This window comes from Streptococcus oralis (assembly GCF_019929365.1).
In the GTDB taxonomy this organism is placed as follows: Bacteria; Bacillota; Bacilli; order Lactobacillales; family Streptococcaceae; genus Streptococcus; species Streptococcus oralis_BT.
In genome coordinates, this window is sequence record NZ_JAHZPH010000009.1 from 24,226 (window position 1) to 41,834 (window position 17,609).

A 17,609-nucleotide genomic window follows, 5' to 3' on the forward strand; every position below is an offset into this window, starting at 1 on the left:
GTAAGATTTTATTAACAAAAAACTCTCTACCACAAAAAATAGAGAGTGTTACCTTTAAATATAGGATTTCAAAATATCAACGACATCACTTCTTTTCTTGACCTGATGGACCTTGATGCCCAATTTCTCAGCTGCCTTTGTATTGTCCTCAATATCGTCTAGAAAGACACAATTTGCGGGATCTAACTGGTATTTGTCAAGAATCTCCTTAAACATTGCCAAATCAGGCTTTATAGCTTTTATATCACAGGATAGGACAAAGCCATCTAAAAGTTCTTTTAAGGGAGACAGTTGCTCTTTCAGCAAATCATAAAATACCTTTGAGGTATTGGACAAGACAAAGATGCGATGCCCCTTTTTCTTTAGTTCTAACAAGACAGGAAAGACTTCCGTATAGATATCAATGTAGCTAGGCCAATTCCAGATAACTTCTTCGACCTTCTTTTGATAGGTACTTCCAATCATGGACACAACTTTAAGCACTAATTCTTGTCTCGTCATGGTACCAAGATCTAATTTTTCCCAAAGCCCCGACTGAAAAATGGTCTTATCTAAAATCAGATAATCTTTCTTCAGCTCCGAAACGCCTTGCAAAATCTTATCCTTGTTCCATTCTAATAAGACGTTGCCCATATCTAGCATTATGTCCATTAGCCCACCTCCATAGTGATGTGAAAAATCCCTCATTACTTTATACTTTCATATTCAGCTTACAAATTCTTTTGGTAATAATATCTTTGCCCTGTGTAGGGATAGTCTTGCAAGATAAAGACTTCCTTGTAGCCATGCCTTTTATAAAAATCTGGCGCTTGAAACTGGTAAGTATTGACAAATGCAAAACGACAGTTTCGATTCTTAGCTTCACTTTCTGCCTGTTGCAATAGTTTTGAACCAATTCCTTGTCCTCGCAATTCCTCTTTCACAAACAAATACTCGATTTCCAACCAATTTCCGAAAGTCTCTGCTACCAAGCCCGCCAAGAGATTGCCCTTTTCATCTTCGACATAAAAATTCAGTGGCTCACTTGTAGCCTCTTCTCTTTTGGAACGATTATAAGCACGAATCAAATCCCCTATTTCTTGCGCTTTATGAGATTCCTTATTTTCCAATCTAACGTGCATCCAAACCTCCTTAGAACTGTTACAGCTTGATTATAATCCTATTTCAATAGACTGTCAAACTAAAAAAACTCACCAAGCTGAGTTGATGAGTTCATGATTTATTTTCTAAATTTCCACTGGCTATAAATCCCAAAAACAAGGATCCAGATAGCAGAACCAACTGCCCCCATGAAGGTAGATTCTTGTAAAAAGAGAGTCACAAAAACAAAGACAAAAAAGAGAATGGTTAGGGGATTGAGCAAGCGATACTGAGGCATGAGGTAGCCATCTGCCATAAAGTCTTGTGACTTGCGGTATTTGAGATGAGCCACCATGATCAAGATATAAATCGCGATGTAAACACCTGATGAGGACGCCGTAATCAAAGCAAAAGCATCGGAAACACCTGGCAAAACATTGATAAAGGCCGCTAGAGCAATTAAAATTGCTGAAGCAATGATGGCATTTTGTGGAACATTATGGCGAGAAAGAGTATCTGCCTTGATTGCTTTTAAGAATCGATTGGGCGAGTCATGAGCAATCTGGTACAAGTGTCTCCCTGTCGAGTATAGAGTTGAGTTAAGAGCAGATGCTGCCGACGTCAAAACAACGAAGTTAATCAGAGCTGCCGCCCACTTGATACCTGCTAGCTCAAAAACCGTTACAAATGGTGAATCTGAAGAAGCAAGTTCTTTCCAGGGAATGATAGACATAATGGCTAATAGGGCTCCACCATAGAAGAAGACAATTCGGAGAGGAATTTCTTTAACTGCTTTTGGCAAAACCTGACGAGGATTCTTTGTTTCAGAAGTTGTCACTCCGATAAACTCAATCATCAGATAGGCAAAAAATACCATTTGAAAGGCCATGACAAAGTTCATAACACCGTTTGGAAAAAGAGAGAACTGATCGCTGATATTTGCCAAACTTGCAGTACCATGCGGTGTCTCAAATCCTGTCAAAACCATAAAGGATCCCGTTGCAATCATAGCTAAAATAGCCACAATCTTAACCATAGCAAACCAAAACTCGACTTCTCCAAAGAGCTTAACCGCAATCAGATTGACCAAGGCCAAAATCGTTAAAAAGACAATCTGAATCAGCCAACTAGGCCAGCTAGGAAACCAAAACTGAACATAATGCGAGATCGCAGTGATTTCTGCCATACCGATAAAGACGACAGATAACCAATAAGACCAAACTGAGAAATAACCCCAGCCTTTCCCCAAATGACGGGTGATAAAGTTGATAAAAGTATGTTGTTCTGGATCCTGATACAGCATCTCTCCAACAGCCCTCATCATCAAAAACATAAAGGCTCCTGTAATCATGTAAATCAGGATGATAGAAGGTCCAGTAAGGCTGATGGAGCGACCGGCACCTAGGAAAAGACCTGTTCCGATTGTTCCCGCAATAGCCATCACCTGAACATGACGATTGGTTAGACCACGTTCCATCTTATTTTTCTTCTTATTTTCACTCATATAGTCTCCTATTTATTCAAAAAACCAAAAAGGAGTTGAGCAAGTCAAAACCTCTACTACTCCTTTTTCATTCTATTTAGGCTGTTTTTTCAACCTTTAAGATTTTGACATCATAGCTACCAACTGGTGTCTCGATGGTCGCTGTATCACCAGTCTTTTTACCGATCAAGGCTTGTCCAATCGGGCTCTCATTTGAAACCTTACCAGCAAAAGCATCTGCACCTGCAGAACCGACGATGATATAGACTTCTTCGTCATCTTCACCGACTTCTTGGATTGTTACAGTCTTACCGATAGCTACCTCATCTTGGGCAACTGCATCACTATTAACGATTTCAGCATAGCGAATTTTTGTTTCTAGACTTGAAATTTGTCCTTCAACAAAAGCTTGCTCATCCTTAGCTGCTTCGTACTCGCTGTTTTCTGAAAGGTCTCCATATGAACGAGCAATTTTGATACGTTCTACCACTTCAGGACGACGAACGAGTTTCAACTCCTCTAATTCTTTTTCTAGTTTTTCCTTTTCTTCAAGGGTCATTGGGTAAGTTTTTTCTGCCATTTTTCTCAACTTTCTTTTCTTAATTTGTTTTTAAAACAAAATTATGTGGAAAACCACATAATTTTAGTTTGAACTACTTGATTGGGTTAGTTTGCTATTGATGTGTTCTGCAACGTTTTGATCATGTTCTTCTTTGGTCGTTGCGAAGTACACTTTACCATCTTCGACATTGGCTACAAAGTATAAGTAGTCACTCTTTGTCTGATTTACACTTGCTTCGATGGCATCCAGACTTGGACTATCAACCGGGCCAGGCATGAGGCCAAGGTGTGTGTAAACATTGTATGGTGAATCAATCGTTGTATCAATTCCAGCGTCATCTGCTAGACTAATCTTTTGACCAAGCTTGCCTTGGGCATACAGGATAGCGATATTACTTTGAAGCGGCATACCGAGATTTAAGCGGTTATAGAAGACACCAGCAATCTTCTTGCGATCTTCTGTCTTGGCACCTTCTTTTTCAACAAGAGAAGCGATACTGAGCAATTCATTGACTGTCAGGTTCTTTTCTTTGATCGTAGCGTAATATGGTGACAAGGCCTTATCCATAGCAGCTAACATCTCATCAATCAAACTTTCAACTGTAGTGCTTTCTTTGATGGTATAAGTTGCTGGGAAAAGGTAACCTTCTAGGCGATAACGAACCCCGCTATCTTTTGTTGGTAGACTTCCAAGCAAGTTTGGATACTTGGCTACTACTTGAGAGATGAAGGTTTCATCTTGAGCTTTTGCTAAGAAGGCATCCGCTGTAAGCGGCTCTTTAAAGTCACCTTGAAGTTGACCTACCGTTTGAGCAATTTGCTCCAAAGTATAGCCTTCTGGAATTGTCAAGCTTGCAAGAGCTGGTTCTTGTGGTTCAGGAGTTCCACCTTTCTGCAATTCTTGGATCAATTCATCTGTACTCATGCTCTTCTTCAAGTTGTAATAACCTGATTTTAAGTCTGCGCCCTTATATTTAGCATAAAAGCTAAAGATAAGTCCATGTTTAACCAAACCAGATTTTTCCAAGGTGCTCCCAATTTCTTGAATATTTGAACCTTCTGGAATTTGAACCGTTACGTAGTCCTTAGAGCTCGCATCAACTGGTTTCAAAGATTCTTGAACATAACCATAACCAAAGAAGCCACCAATGCCTCCAAGCACTAGAAGAACTAGGAAAGTAAGCAAGCAACCTTTAGCTTTTGATTTCTTCTTTTTCTTAGCTGGCTTTGTTCCTTCACGACGACTGCGTCGTGGAGCATCCGCTAAATCATCAACTTGCTCAACTGGAGCAGGCACTACATTCTCCACAACAGGAGGGACTGGTTCTTCTTTTTTGTCATCTGTTTTATAGGAAACAGCCACTTTAGTTGGAGTAGTATTAAACTCTTTCTCTTCCTTTTTAGGCTCTACAGCATCAATCTTGGCTGGTGCAGGCTCTTCTAGTTTTGACTCTTCTGGTTCTGGTGCTGGTGCTGTCACTTCGCTTGATTCAAAACTTGGGCGTGGTGGCACACTTGGGGCATTTTTTAGGATTTCATCCACAGTTGACAGAGAATCTGCCATTAAATCTTCTGTGGCAAGATTGGATTCTTGTTCAGAAGGAGCGGGTGGAGTTACTTGAGAAGATGGAGTTGGTGGGGTAGTTGGACTTTCATCCTCTTTTCCTCTTCTTTCTCTCTCTCTGACTCTCTCTAAATCGCGTAAAATCTGTTCTTTAAAGCTTAATGTTTCTTCTTCTCTTGGTTTCTCGCTCAAAAGCTTTACCTCCTTGTTGGCAATCCATAACATTATATCTTAAAAGTCGCAGAAAAGCAACAAAATATACCTTTCTCCAACTATATTTCTTGTTTTCAAGGCTTCCAAACCATGTTATACCAAGTCTCACCTGCATAGGTAGATCGGGATAGTCCTTCATTAACAAATCCATGTTTTTCGTAATAGGCGATAAGATAATCATGACACGTCAGGTTAATTCCTTCTCGTTCATGTTCTAAAGCGACTTCTTTTAGGGCAGTCAGCAATTTTTTGCCCACTCCCAAAGCTTGCGCTTCCTTGGCTACCGACAGGCTCGTTACTGAGATATAGCCACCAGACCGATGACTATGGTCTTCTACTTCTTCAGTAAAGGACTGATCATGTAGATGACGGTGTGGGACGACTGGACCTTCGATATAACCAAGAATACGTCCCTCCTTTTCAGCTACGAGAAAACTGGTCTGAATTTCCCGCAAATGCGCCTCAAAGACGGAACGAGGAATGGCTTCCTCAAGGGAGAAATTCTCAAGCTCTATCTCTAAAATACGATCTAAATCCGAAAATCTTGCTTGTCTGATTTTCATATTTCCTCCTGATAAAAAGGATTAGCCCAAGTCAGATACCAACAAGAACCACTGTCATATTGGCTCTCTGTCACTTCTTCCTCAACAAAGCCATTCATTTCAAAATATGATAGTAGTTCATCAGGACTCTGCAAAAGAATACCTTGATAATCTAGTTCGACTGTCACCTGTTTCAAGGCTGCAAGAAGAAGAGTTCCCAGCCCCTGTCCCCAATGGTCAGGATGAATGGTCAATGATTTTATTTCTATCCATTTGGGATGAAGATACTGAGCTTCTCCCAAAACATAGCCTAGGAGCTGATTTTCATCCCCAGCTACAAGAAAGGTACCCGCAGTCTTGCGGATACTCTCTTCTAAGGATTGGCGGCTAAGTGCCTCTTCTATCGAAGGATTGGCTTCTTCAATCGCCAACATTTCTTCTAAATCTGATAAGGTAGCTTGCCTTATTGTGATTGGAATTTCCATCTGTTTTCCTTATTGGACATTGCTTGTCAAGTTAGACAAGAGACGTTCAAATGAATATTCATAGGTTTGGATGTCTCCAGCACCCATAAAGACATAAACAGCATTGTCATGGTCTAGGAGTGGAGAAACATTTTCAACAGTGATAACCTGGTGTTTCTTGTTGATTTTATTGGCTAAGTCTTCTACTTTGACATCGCCATGGTCCACCTCACGAGCTGATCCATAGATTTGCGCTAGGTAGACGGCGTCTGCTTGATTCAAAGCATGGGCAAATTCGTCCAACAAGGCGATGGTTCTAGTAAAGGTATGCGGTTGGAAGATTGCTACAATTTCCTTGCTTGGGTATTTTTGACGAGCCGCATCCAAGGTTGCAATGATTTCTGTTGGATGGTGAGCGAAGTCATCAATGATCACTGTATCATTGACAATTTTTTCAGTGAAACGACGCTTAACACCTGCAAATGTTCTCAAGTGTTCACGGACCAAGTTCAAATCAAATCCAGCTGTGTAAAGAAGACCAATAACAGCTGTCGCATTCATGATATTGTGACGACCAAAGGTTGGAATGTGGAATTGTCCCAATTCTTGACCACGGAAGTGAACTGTAAAGGTCGAACCAGTTGTTGAACGAAGGAGATCACTAGCTACAAAGTCATTGCCCTCAGCTTCAAACCCATAGTAATAGATTGGCGCATTGGCTGTGATCTTACGCAACTCAGCATCCTCACCGTATACAAACAAACCTTTGGTAATTTGTTTGGCATAGTCGTTAAAGGCATTGAAAACATCCTCTAGACTTGTAAAGTAGTCTGGATGGTCAAAGTCAATGTTGGTGATGATAGAATATTCTGGGTGGTAAGGCATGAAATGGCGCTCATATTCGTCAGATTCAAAGACAAAATATTTGGCATTGGCTGAACCACGACCTGTCCCGTCACCAATCAAGAAGCTGGTGTCTGTGATGTGAGACAAGACATGTGACAGCATACCTGTCGTTGAAGTTTTTCCATGAGCTCCTGCCACTCCCATGCTGACAAATTCGCGCATAAAGCTACCTAAGAATTCATGGTAACGTTTGTAGCTGATACCATTTTGATCTGCATAGGCGATTTCAACGTTGTTATCTGGACGGAAGGCATTCCCCGCGATAATCTCCACATCACCTTGTAGGTTCTTTTCATCAAAAGGAAGAATGGCAATCCCTGCCTGCTCTAGTCCACGTTGAGTAAAGTAATATTTTTCAACGTCTGAACCTTGAACCTTGTGTCCCATTTGGTGCAACATCAAGGCTAGGGCACTCATCCCTGATCCCTTGATTCCAATAAAATGATATGTTTTTGACATGCTTTTCTCCCCTACTCAGTAATTCTTGTCAGATTCAACTCTTGGGCAACCTGACGTTCCTGTTCTGTTTGCTTATTCTTTTTATTATAGATTTGACTCTTCTTTAGAAAATCATAGTTGTTCTTTTTAGCTTTTTCCGTTTGGGTTTTCGGAGTTGGATTCGCCACTTGGCCAATCTCCTCAGCTAAGATATAGTGAGACTGGCTCAAGTTTTTACTAAATTTGGCAAACTCACCTGGATTTTCCTTTTGAAATGGTGCTGTTGGTTGGTTTCCTTGACGAACAAGTGTTGAACCATTGTGTCGTCTGGTATGACTAACATCCTGAGTCAAATACTTGGCTGAACGTTTCTTCTTCAAATCCGCACGCGCCTCTTCTCGAGCCAATTCAGCATACGTTTTTTCAACTTTTTTAGGTTCTGGGCTTGGCTTTGACTCCTTGTTAACCACTGGAGAAACTACAGTCTCTTCCTCATTGATAGGAGACCATTCCAAATAGTTCTTATCGCGGTAATCACCTTTGATATTGCTAATAAAGTCTGACTCATCGTACAAGTCCATGACTGGCATTTCGGTCAGCATGATCTCATCATCTGACACCAATGGAAATCGATCTTGTTTCATTTTGTATTTCCTTTCAACACTTCATTATAGCGTATTGTCTTGATTTTTCAAGTGCTGGCTTCAGAAATTCCCAAAATTTCACGAATTTCTGCCAAACTGAGACTCGCACGCGACTCCGTACCATCTAAAACTTGGGAAACCAAATGTTTTTTCTGCTCTTGAAGTTCTTGAATTTTTTCTTCAATAGTCCCCTTGGTAATCAAACGATAAACCTCGACCATCTGCTCCTGCCCCATTCGGTGAGCGCGTCCGATGGCCTGGGCTTCGACAGCCGGATTCCACCAGAGATCAACCAAAATAACCGTGTCAGCTCCTGTCAGATTGAGACCGACACCACCCGCCTTAAGGGAGATAAGAAAGGCATCTCTCTCCCCTTGGTTAAAGGCCTTGGTCATCTCCTGTCTGTCATGAGCAGGAGTTGAACCTGTGATTTTGAAGGAGGTCAAGCCCAAGTCTGGGAGTTCTTGCTCGATTTTTTCCAACATTCCTTTGAACTGGGAGAAAATCAAGACACGATGCCCACCATCAGCCACTTGTAGCAATAAATCTCGGAGACTATCCAATTTACCACTAGCTCCTTGGTAATCGTCCATGAAGAGAGCCGGCGTATCGCAGATTTGACGCAAACGCATGAGTCCAGATAAGATTTCTACCCGACTTCTCTGGAATTCTTGATCGGTCACTTGCTCTAGGCGGTCTCGCATCTGTTGCAACTGGGCTAGATAGATGGCCTTCTGCTGGTCTTCCAGTTCATTTTTATAGACGACTTCAATCAGGTCAGGCAGTTCTGTAAGAACTTCTTCTTTCTTACGCCTCATGACGAAGGGTTTGATAAACTGCGCGACTCGGTCAGCCGGTAATTTCATAAACTCCTTTTTACTTGGTAAGAGCCCCGGAAGCACAATTTGAAAGATAGACCACAACTCTCCTAAATGGTTTTCGATGGGCGTACCTGACAAAGCAAAAACTGCTGGCACCACAAACTGGCGCAAACTCTGAGCAATCTTGGTTTGGGCATTTTTCATGACCTGAGCTTCATCTAAGAAGAGAAAATCAAAAGCCATCTCTTGATAAAGCTCGCTGTCTTGACGAAAGGTGGCATAGCTAGTCACATAGATTTGGTGATTTTCAGAAAGAATCGCTTCTCGATTCGCTTTCAAACCATGAACGACAGCCAAATCCAACTGTGGGGCAAATTTTCTAAATTCATCTGCCCAGTTGTAGATCAAACCTGACGGCGCTAAAATCAAGACCCGACTATCTTCTGTCACCTGACTGGTCAAAAAAGTGATGGTTTGCAGTGTTTTTCCCAGTCCCATATCATCGGCTAGGATGCCACCAAAACCATAGTGATGAAGCATCTGGAGCCAACGGACACCCTTTTCCTGGTAGTCTCTCAAACTCGCCTGCACCCGTATATCTCCCAAAGGAAAGTCCTCTGGATGGGTCAAATCATGAGCTAAATGCTGAAATTCTTCCGAGAAAGAGATCCTGTTTCGACCTTCAAAAAGCTGAGAAAGGCTATAAGCCAGAGATTTTCGCGCTTGGAAAGAACCATCTTTTAGCTCAACCCCCAGTTCCTGCAAATTTTGACGAATCTGCTTGGTTTCCTCATCAAAAAAGTACACTTGATCAGAAGAACTGATATAGAAATCCTGATTACTGGTCAGGGCTTTAAGTGCTTGATCAATCTCTTCTTGGGCAATCCCTTGGAAATCAAATTGGATTTCCAACAATCCTCCCTTGGACTCAATCTGAACCTGAGGAGCTTGGACGCTGTAGAGCTGATTCATCTCATCAGATAAGAAGACCTGACCCAATTTCTCAAAAGCTGGAATCGTATGGTGAAAGAAAGAATAAATTGTTTCTGGCTTCAAAGCCTGTCTCCAAGACTGAAAGTCAGCCTCAAAACCAGCCCCTAAACAAACTTGAAATAGCTGACTTTCAACGGCAACATCGCTAGCGAAAGGTAATTGTTCCAACTGTTGACGACTAGTCACCTTAACATCTCCATAGTCAAACTGGATATCCAAGCGGATGCGGCCGTCATCCTCCCTATCAAAGTAAAAGGTTGGTGAAAAGGGTCTGATTTGCAAGCGCTCGGGGGCAGACACTGTTCCTAGCAGTCCAAACAAAGACAAACAGGCGGCTAGACGGTCACGATCACTGTTGTCAAACTGGAGGCATTTCCCCCCTCTTTCCTCCTGAGGAAGCTCCTTGATTTCCTTTAGTAAGCTGATTTGTTTAGGGTTTAAGAGATAAAGATTCCCCTTACGAAAGAGAACTGCCCCTCCATAGAATACGTTAACTCGCTCAGTCTCAGAAATTTCCATCTCAAAATAATCGGGATACTCCTGCACAGAAAAAGCGAAAAGTTTCGCATCGGGATCTAAATCGTGAAATAGAAGATTTTCATAACTAGTAATCTGGTGCTCAAAATGAAAATCCTCCAAGTTCATCAGCAACTCTACCCCCTGCTCAAAAAAGGTCAGAGGGAAAAAGAGGTGACGACCTTGATTGGGGAAAAAGAGGTCTTGACTCAGTCCCTCCTCAATCAAGCCACATAAAAAAGTAAGAACTTCTTGACTAGCTATATCAAAAGCATCCCAAGACAAGTCATTTTCATAGTGTTTCCCAATCATATATGGCTTTCGATGGACTAGGACCTTCAAAAAGAGTGGGATGTCACGGATGACATAATATTTTTGACTATCAACTAAACCGATTCGGAGTGTCCAAAGGAGGCGATTGGTTCCAGCTTCCACCTGGCCTAGAGCCGATAAAGTGTAGATTTTCTCTCTCTTCTGAGGTTGGATACGCTCCAAAAAACTACCACCAAAACTAACCTTGGTTTCGACCTCTTCTTGCTCTTCATGTCCTTTTTCTAAGGCTTGTAGAATCACCTGGCCTTCTTCATCATTCTTCAGATAATGCTCGAGCGCTGCGAGGTGAACACAGTAACCTCTTTTTTGGAAAAAATCGCAAGCACAAAAAACCAGATCATCCTCTAAACTGTAGCGCAAGTCTTCTCCCGCCACACGAGTATAGAGGCGATTCCCTTTTTCCTTGATAATCTCAATGTTGCCTGTTTCATAGAGTGTAACCCCCTCCATGCGCAACTTTCCCGGAATCAATTTAGCCATAGTTACCCCTTTATCTTATCTTTTCATTATACCACATTTTCCCCTACGAAAATAGCCTTCTAGGAAGACTTTTCTCCTAGAAGGCTCGATTTTTAAAGGGTAGCAAAAGTGGTCACGATGCGTTGGCAAACCTCTTCCAGTACTGACTTCGGCATAGCTACATTGAGGCGAGCATGAAGGGTTCCTTCCTCCCCAAAGTCCAAACCTCGGTTCAAGATAACCTTGGCTTCATTCTTCAAAAGCTCTTGCAAGCGGTCATCCGTTAGGTCATAGGCTGAAAAATCAAGCCAGATCAAGTAAGTTCCTTGTGGTTTCATGACCTTAATCTTGGTTTCGTTGCCCAAAATATCCACTACATAGTTAATGTGGTCCTCGATGACTTCTTTTAACTCTCCTAACCAGTCCTTACCATAACGGTAGGCAGCTTCTGTCGCCAAATACCCCAAGCCTGAGATTTCATGTTGGTTATTGGCCAACTGGCGTTTTTGGAAAGCCACACGAAGCTTTGGATTTTCAATAACTGCATAGGAATTCTTGGTCCCAGCAATATTAAAGGTCTTAGTAGCACTGCTCAAGATAAGGGCAAAGTCTTTAAAGGAGGGATCAATGGTGTTGAATGACTGGTGTTTGTGACCAAAGAGGGCCAAATCTTGGTGAATCTCATCTGAAACTAACAAAACACCATGCTTTTGACAGAGATGGCCAATCTTTTCTAACACTTCCTTTTCCCAAACACGTCCACCAGGATTGTGGGGATTGCAAAGGATATAAAGCTTCACATCCTCTTCCACCAATTCCTTCTCCAACTGGTCAAAGTCAATCTCAAACAGCCCATCCTTTTCCACCAAAGAATTGGTAATCAATCTGCGATTGTTCAGTTTGACACTGCGGGCAAAAGGTGGATAGACCGGTGTATTAATCAGAACAGCCTCTCCTTCTTTTGTAAAGGCTTGAATGGCTGTTGAAATAGCTGGTACCACTCCCTCGATAAAGACGAGGGCATCCTTGTCAAAGTGATACCCATGTTGACTGGCTTCCCAGTCCTGAACCGACTTTATCAAAGCATCGCTAGCATAGGTATAGCCATAGACCAACTGATCTGCGTAGGCTTGTACAGCTTGTTGAACTTCAGGCAAAACCACAAAGTCCATATCCGCTATCCAAGCTGGTAGAACTTCTCGATCAGCTTCCGCTTCTTTCCATTTATAGGTATGGTGCCCAAAACGATTGGGCAGGCTTGTAAAATCATATTTTCCCATATCTATCTTATCCTTCCAAAGCTTGACGCAAGTCCGCAATCAAATCTCTAGCATCCTCAATCCCAATTGACAAACGCAAGAGATCATCTGTCAAACCGTAGGAATGGCGCACTTCTGCTGGAATATCCGCATGGGTTTGAGTCGTCGGATAGGTAATCAGACTCTCCACCCCACCCAAACTCTCAGCAAAAGAGAATACCTTCAAGCTGTTTAAAATATGAGGAATACGTTTTTCATCCACTACTTTAAAAGAAATCATGCCTCCACGTCCTGTATAGAGCACTTCCTTAACAGCAGGTGAATCCTTCAAAAAGGCAACCACTTCTTGGGAATTGGCTGTAGAACGCTCCATACGAAGAGACAAGGTCTTGAGACCACGAATCAACTGATAACTATCAAATGGTGACAAGACCGCACCTGTCGTATTGAGATTATAGAAAAGTTGTTCATATAGTTCTAAACTATTAGTCACAACCACCCCAGCCAAAACATCATTGTGCCCTGCAAGGTACTTGGTTGCCGAATGAAGGACAATATCCGCACCATCTTCGATTGGTCGTTGGTAAATCGGACTGTAGAAGGTATTGTCTACGACTACTTTAGCACCCTTGTCATGAGCTAGTTTGGCTAGTTTTGCAATATCAAATTCCAACATCAAGGGATTGGTTGGCGTTTCGATGTAGAGAACATCCACATCATTTTCCAGCTCAGCAATCAACTCTGCTTCCGTATTGGCATAGGTAAAATGGAAACGGCCTTCTTGCTCCACTTGGTTGAACCATCGGAAAGAACCCCCATAAAGATCTCGCACAGCCAAGACTTTACTTCCTACTGGAAAAACACTAAAGGCCAGTACAATCGCAGCCATACCTGAGCTCGTCGCTAGGGCATAGTCTGCTGATTCGATTGCAGCCAAGACTTCCTCCGCCTTACTGCGAGTTGGGTTTTTAGTGCGCGTGTAGTCAAATCCCGTAGACTGACCGAACTCTGGATGCTGATAAGTTGTTGAAAAATGAAGCGGCGTCACCAAGGCACCTGTCGTCTTATCTGACTTGATACCCGCCTGGGCCAAAATTGTGTTGATGTGTAGTTCTTTGCTCATACAATACCTCCAAATCTATAGTAACTATTGTACCACTTATTTTCGCCAACTCATTTTCTTCTTTTCAAGAGCTAGTTATAGTTTCAAACTATACAAAAACGATAGTTCCTTGAGAAACTATCGTTTTTCCTGTTGAATAGACTGGTTATTTAACGTGTTTTGCCAGTTCTTCTTGGGCTTTTTTATTTGATTCTTCTTTTTCTTTCAGCCATTTTTCTTTAGCTTTTTCATACTCATCAGCCGTTACAGTCTTATCTTGTAACTTGAGGTACTTGTATGATTCCACACCCTTATTTCCTGCTTGTGAGAATGGTGCTGAGAATGGAACTGTCTTTCTCAAGCTAGGTGTTCCACCAAGGGAAACGTTTGGAATTGCAAGGGCGCTATCAACGAGCCAGGCTTGAATTTCTGCATATTTTTCATAACGTTTCGCTGGATCTTGCTCCTTGTTAGCTTCTTCTAACATTTGAGTGTAAGTATCCAGACCAACTGCCTTAGCCTTGTCATTGACCTCACCTGGTTCTAGACCAAGGTTTTGCAACATACCGCCGTTATTGACATTTAGGATATCTAGATAGCTTGATGGATCCAAGTAGTCAGCACTCCAACCGCCATTATAGATATCAAAGTCTTTTTGAGCTGCCGTTTGAGCGAGGTAGCTAGAATTATCGAAGTCATCTGTTGATAATTGTTGGATATCAATAACCACATTCTCAGCTCCTAGAACAGATTCGATGGATTGTTTTAAAGAACTTGCTTCAAGTACACCTTTTTTAGCTGATTGGTCAACTGATACATCCAAGTGAATTGGGAATTGCACACCCTTAGCTTCCAATTCTTTCTTAGCTTCTGCAAATTTAGCTTTAGCCTTGTCAGGATTGTAGTATGGATCTTGCGCGTCTGCAAAGTTGATTCCTTGCCATTCTTGACCATAGTTGACCATCTTTTCTGAAACAACATCGCCAAAGTCTTTTCCGTTGATACTTACAAATGTAGGAGGTACCACTAGGTTACGAATAATCTTCGTTGCTCCATCTTCCCCTTGAGATTGAGCTCCATAGGCTGTACGGTTATAAGCATAGTTGAAGGCTTGACGGAAGTTTTTATTCAGAACTGCTTCTTGTGTTGATTTCTTTTCGATATCTGAGGACTTAGAAGTGAAGTTATAAGATTTTCTGTCCAAGTTAAAGTTCAAGTAATAAGAAGTTGCGGTTTGCATACTATAGATGATGTTATCCTTGTTCTTCTCTTTAATTCCTTCAAAGCTTGAGCTATTTGGATAGAGATGCGCGTAGCTGTAGACTCCTTCTACAAAGTTACGAGCTAGGGCATCTTGGTCACTACCATCATAGTAAGTCAATTTCACATCGTCCACAAAGACATTTTTAGCATCCCAGTAGTTCGGATTTTTCTTGTATTCGATAACAGATTTTGAAACAAATGATTTCATCAAGAAAGGTCCATTGTACAAAATGCTAGAAGGGTCTACCTTACCAAAATCATCCCCTTTTGATTTCAAGAAATCCGCATTGACAGGGAAGAGAATGGTTGAAGTTGTTTTAGAGTTCCAATAAGATTCTGGACGTGTCAAAGTGTACTGAACTGTTTGGTCATCAATCGCCTTCACACCGACAGTTGAAAAGTCTGTTGTTTTACCGTTGATATAGTCATCCAAACCTGCTACAGAGTCTTGAACCAAGTACAAGGCTTCAGATTTTTTATCTGCCGCATATTTCAAACCTGTCACAAAGTCTTGAGCAGTTACAGGTGCGTATTCTTCACCTTCGTATGTATACCACTTGGCATCTTTACGAAGTTTGTAGGTATAAGTCAAACCGTCCTTGGAAACGGTCCAATCCTCTGCCAAAGATGGAACATAGTTACCATATTGGTCATTTTCCATCAAACCATCTACCAGATTGGTAACGATATCATTGGTTGTTGCACGGTTCTCTGCTAGATAGTTCAAACTAGATGGATCACTAGAATAGACATAGTTATATGTTTTAGATGAACTTGCTGAGTTCCCACATGCGCTCAATAGGATACCTGCGCTTAACACGACACCTGCCAGTGTCAGATACTTGGCCTTAGACTTTTTCATTTCCAGAACCTCCTGTTTTAGATATTTGTCTTATTATACAGCTTTAGTTTTATTTAGTCAAGCAATTCCTGTCACAAAAGGTCGAAATTATATTATTTTCTCTACAAATTTTAGATTTTTATCTATTTCATTAGGTATATGCAATGAGTAGTGTAATATTTTTACCCCTTATTCCTAAGTGCTTTAAAAGCTGTCTTGTAATTCGGATATTCTCTTTGGAGGTGATTAATAACCAGTAAGACATCATTAAGTTCTTTAGAGCGTTTAGAAATGGAAGTCCATCCCTTTTGATTCCAATATCAAGTTGGAGACAATCAGCAAAGATATAAGATGCATAGTATTTGATTTTTAAAATTTCAAAAATTTTAGAATGACGATTCTCGTCACTTTGAATGTTACAAAAGAGAGAGAAGCAATCTGCTTCTCTCTCATGCTTAATTAGATGTCACTCTCCACAGTTGACAAAGAGGCAAAAACCCCAGATAGCCTTGAGCCATCCGGGGTTCTTGTTTTCGTCGCTAAAATGATATCAACAATTTCATTTTAGTCGATTTTTGGGACTTAGTCTTCTAAATCCATTTCAGAAGCTGCTGATTTCTTCTTCTTGCCAAGAAGAGAGGCAGTTGCCAAGGCAGCTACTCCTAATCCAAGACCAGCAAATTGGTTACTTGCAGTTCCTGTATTTGGAAGTTTTCTACCGTTTGAACGTCCTGGTCCAGCAGGTTGTTGTGCAGGAGCTTGTGAGTGGTTCAATGCACTTGAGATTGAAGCACTGTCAGACAAGCTAGCTGAGGTACTTGCGCTGTTGCTCAAGCTTGTGCTTGTTGAAACTGATTCACTTGTGCTGATTGAAGCACTTACGCTGTTGCTCAAGCTTGCTGAAGTACTTGCTGAAGTTGAGGCATCGCCTGAACTATTGCTTGTGCTTGTTGAACCTGAACCGCTACCTGAGTTGTTGCTTGCACTGATTGAGGCAGAAATGCTGTCACTCAAGCTTGCGCTTGTTGAGACTGACTCACTTGCGCTGATTGATGCTGAAGTACTATCGCTCAATGACACACTTACTGATTTGCTGAGTGAAACTGACTCACTTGCACTTACAGATTCAAGGTAGCTAGGAAGGTTAAACTCTGGCTTAGATTCGCTTGTTGGTTCACCCTTACTATAGCTGAATGAGTTAGATTGTTGTGACGCACTTGTACTCAAACTGCTTGAAACGCTAGTGCTAAGTGATGTAGATGTACTTACGCTGTTACTCAAGCTTACTGAAGTACTTGTTGAAGCTGAAGTACTACTTGAGTTGTTGCTTGCTGATTGGCTAGCACTGATTGATGCAGACACGCTGTTACTCAAGCTTGTGCTTGCTGATTCAGATGCACTGATTGATGCAGACACGCTGTTGCTCAAGCTTGTGCTTGCTGATTGGCTTGCACTGATTGATGCAGATACGCTGTTACTCAAGCTTGTGCTTGCTGATTCAGATGCACTGATTGATGCAGATACGCTGTTGCTCAAGCTTGTGCTTGCTGATTCAGATGCACTAATTGAAGCTGACACGCTGTTGCTCAAGCTTGTGCTTGCTGAGTGGCTCGCACTGATTGAAGCAGATACGCTGTTGCTCAAGCTTGTGCTTGCTGATTCAGATGCACTGATTGAAGCAGATACGCTGTTGCTCAAGCTTGTGCTTGCTGAGTGGCTCGCACTGATTGAAGCAGATACGCTGTTGCTCAAGCTTGTGCTTGCTGAGTGGCTCGCACTGATTGAAGCAGATACGCTGTTGCTCAAGCTTGTGCTTGCTGATTCAGATGCACTGATTGAAGCAGATACGCTGTTGCTCAAGCTTGTGCTTGCTGAGTGGCTCGCACTAATTGAAGCAGACACGCTGTTGCTCAAGCTTGTGCTTGCTGATTGGCTAGCACTGATTGAGGCTGATACGCTGTTGCTCAAGCTTGTGCTTGCTGAGTGGCTAGCACTGATTGAAGCAGATACGCTGTTACTCAAGCTTGTGCTTGCTGAGTGGCTCGCACTGATTGAAGCAGACACGCTGTTGCTCAAGCTTGTGCTTGCTGATTGGCTAGCACTGATTGAGGCTGATACGCTGTTGCT

Annotated in this window: 15 protein-coding genes; 1 reads left to right on the plus strand and 14 read right to left on the minus strand. The window is 41.9% G+C overall.

Annotated elements, in window-relative coordinates; all coding sequences use genetic code 11:
• Positions 1-54 precede the first annotated feature (54 nt).
• From K1I53_RS08825 to K1I53_RS09340, 14 genes are all read right to left on the minus strand, one after another.
• The gene (locus K1I53_RS08825) at positions 55-651 is read right to left on the minus strand and encodes an HAD family hydrolase (protein WP_223329127.1); all 597 of its coding nucleotides are present in this window, start codon (positions 649-651) and stop codon (positions 55-57) included.
• A gap of 59 nt (positions 652-710) precedes the next feature.
• A complete protein-coding gene (locus K1I53_RS08830) occupies positions 711-1,121 on the minus strand; it encodes a GNAT family N-acetyltransferase (RefSeq protein WP_223329128.1) in 411 nt (136 codons plus the stop codon).
• Between the two features lie 98 nt (positions 1,122-1,219).
• Entirely contained in the window at positions 1,220-2,584 is a 1,365-nt protein-coding gene (locus tag K1I53_RS08835; RefSeq protein WP_223329129.1) for an amino acid permease, read from the minus strand.
• A 76-nt stretch (positions 2,585-2,660) separates the two neighbouring features.
• On the minus strand, positions 2,661-3,143 hold the full coding sequence (greA, locus tag K1I53_RS08840; RefSeq protein WP_038805600.1) for a transcription elongation factor GreA: 483 nt from the start codon (positions 3,141-3,143) through the stop codon (positions 2,661-2,663).
• Positions 3,144-3,206: 63 nt separating this feature from the next.
• Entirely contained in the window at positions 3,207-4,913 is a 1,707-nt protein-coding gene (mltG, locus tag K1I53_RS08845) for an endolytic transglycosylase MltG (protein ID WP_223329130.1), read from the minus strand.
• Between the two features lie 62 nt (positions 4,914-4,975).
• A complete protein-coding gene (locus K1I53_RS08850; protein ID WP_223329131.1) occupies positions 4,976-5,464 on the minus strand; it encodes a GNAT family N-acetyltransferase in 489 nt (162 codons plus the stop codon).
• On the minus strand, positions 5,461-5,928 hold the full coding sequence (locus tag K1I53_RS08855) for a GNAT family N-acetyltransferase (RefSeq protein WP_223329132.1): 468 nt from the start codon (positions 5,926-5,928) through the stop codon (positions 5,461-5,463). Before K1I53_RS08855 ends, K1I53_RS08850 begins: the two co-directional genes overlap by 4 nt.
• Before the next feature lie 9 nt (positions 5,929-5,937).
• Positions 5,938-7,272: a UDP-N-acetylmuramate--L-alanine ligase gene (murC, locus tag K1I53_RS08860; protein WP_223329133.1), complete on the minus strand. Its 1,335-nt coding sequence runs from the start codon at positions 7,270-7,272 to the stop codon at positions 5,938-5,940.
• Positions 7,273-7,283: 11 nt separating this feature from the next.
• A complete protein-coding gene (locus K1I53_RS08865; protein ID WP_223329134.1) occupies positions 7,284-7,895 on the minus strand; it encodes a cystathionine gamma-synthase in 612 nt (203 codons plus the stop codon).
• 47 nt (positions 7,896-7,942) lie between these two features.
• Positions 7,943-11,038 (minus strand): DEAD/DEAH box helicase, encoded by a 3,096-nt coding sequence (locus K1I53_RS08870; RefSeq protein ID WP_223329135.1) that lies wholly within the window; start codon positions 11,036-11,038, stop codon positions 7,943-7,945.
• 92 nt (positions 11,039-11,130) lie between these two features.
• Positions 11,131-12,297, minus strand: coding sequence for a MalY/PatB family protein (locus tag K1I53_RS08875; protein ID WP_223329136.1), 1,167 nt, complete (start codon positions 12,295-12,297; stop codon positions 11,131-11,133).
• A gap of 7 nt (positions 12,298-12,304) precedes the next feature.
• A complete protein-coding gene (locus K1I53_RS08880; RefSeq protein ID WP_223329137.1) occupies positions 12,305-13,399 on the minus strand; it encodes a cystathionine gamma-synthase in 1,095 nt (364 codons plus the stop codon).
• Positions 13,400-13,544: 145 nt separating this feature from the next.
• Positions 13,545-15,503 (minus strand): peptide ABC transporter substrate-binding protein, encoded by a 1,959-nt coding sequence (locus K1I53_RS08885; protein WP_223329138.1) that lies wholly within the window; start codon positions 15,501-15,503, stop codon positions 13,545-13,547.
• A 561-nt stretch (positions 15,504-16,064) separates the two neighbouring features.
• Positions 16,065-16,709, minus strand: a complete 645-nt coding sequence (locus tag K1I53_RS09340; protein WP_317628099.1) for an LPXTG cell wall anchor domain-containing protein — start codon at positions 16,707-16,709, stop codon at positions 16,065-16,067.
• A 16-nt stretch (positions 16,710-16,725) separates the two neighbouring features.
• On the opposite strand from K1I53_RS09340, the gene K1I53_RS09345 reads away from it, so the two are divergent.
• A partial coding sequence (locus K1I53_RS09345; protein ID WP_317628100.1) for a hypothetical protein occupies positions 16,726-17,609 on the plus strand: 884 nt, incomplete at its 3' end.

Coding starts and splice junctions, on each gene's coding strand:
- K1I53_RS08865 (WP_223329134.1), bottom strand. CDS start 7,895: ATGAAACAAGATCGATTTCCATTGGTGTCAGATGATGAGATCATGCTG.
- greA (WP_038805600.1), bottom strand. CDS start 3,143: ATGGCAGAAAAAACTTACCCAATGACCCTTGAAGAAAAGGAAAAACTA.
- K1I53_RS08850 (WP_223329131.1), bottom strand. CDS start 5,464: ATGAAAATCAGACAAGCAAGATTTTCGGATTTAGATCGTATTTTAGAG.
- K1I53_RS08885 (WP_223329138.1), bottom strand. CDS start 15,503: ATGAAAAAGTCTAAGGCCAAGTATCTGACACTGGCAGGTGTCGTGTTA.
- K1I53_RS08835 (WP_223329129.1), bottom strand. CDS start 2,584: ATGAGTGAAAATAAGAAGAAAAATAAGATGGAACGTGGTCTAACCAAT.
- K1I53_RS08875 (WP_223329136.1), bottom strand. CDS start 12,297: ATGGGAAAATATGATTTTACAAGCCTGCCCAATCGTTTTGGGCACCAT.
- K1I53_RS08870 (WP_223329135.1), bottom strand. CDS start 11,038: ATGGCTAAATTGATTCCGGGAAAGTTGCGCATGGAGGGGGTTACACTC.
- mltG (WP_223329130.1), bottom strand. CDS start 4,913: ATGTTATGGATTGCCAACAAGGAGGTAAAGCTTTTGAGCGAGAAACCA.
- K1I53_RS08825 (WP_223329127.1), bottom strand. CDS start 651: ATGGACATAATGCTAGATATGGGCAACGTCTTATTAGAATGGAACAAG.
- murC (WP_223329133.1), bottom strand. CDS start 7,272: ATGTCAAAAACATATCATTTTATTGGAATCAAGGGATCAGGGATGAGT.
- K1I53_RS08880 (WP_223329137.1), bottom strand. CDS start 13,399: ATGAGCAAAGAACTACACATCAACACAATTTTGGCCCAGGCGGGTATC.
- K1I53_RS08855 (WP_223329132.1), bottom strand. CDS start 5,928: ATGGAAATTCCAATCACAATAAGGCAAGCTACCTTATCAGATTTAGAA.
- K1I53_RS08830 (WP_223329128.1), bottom strand. CDS start 1,121: ATGCACGTTAGATTGGAAAATAAGGAATCTCATAAAGCGCAAGAAATA.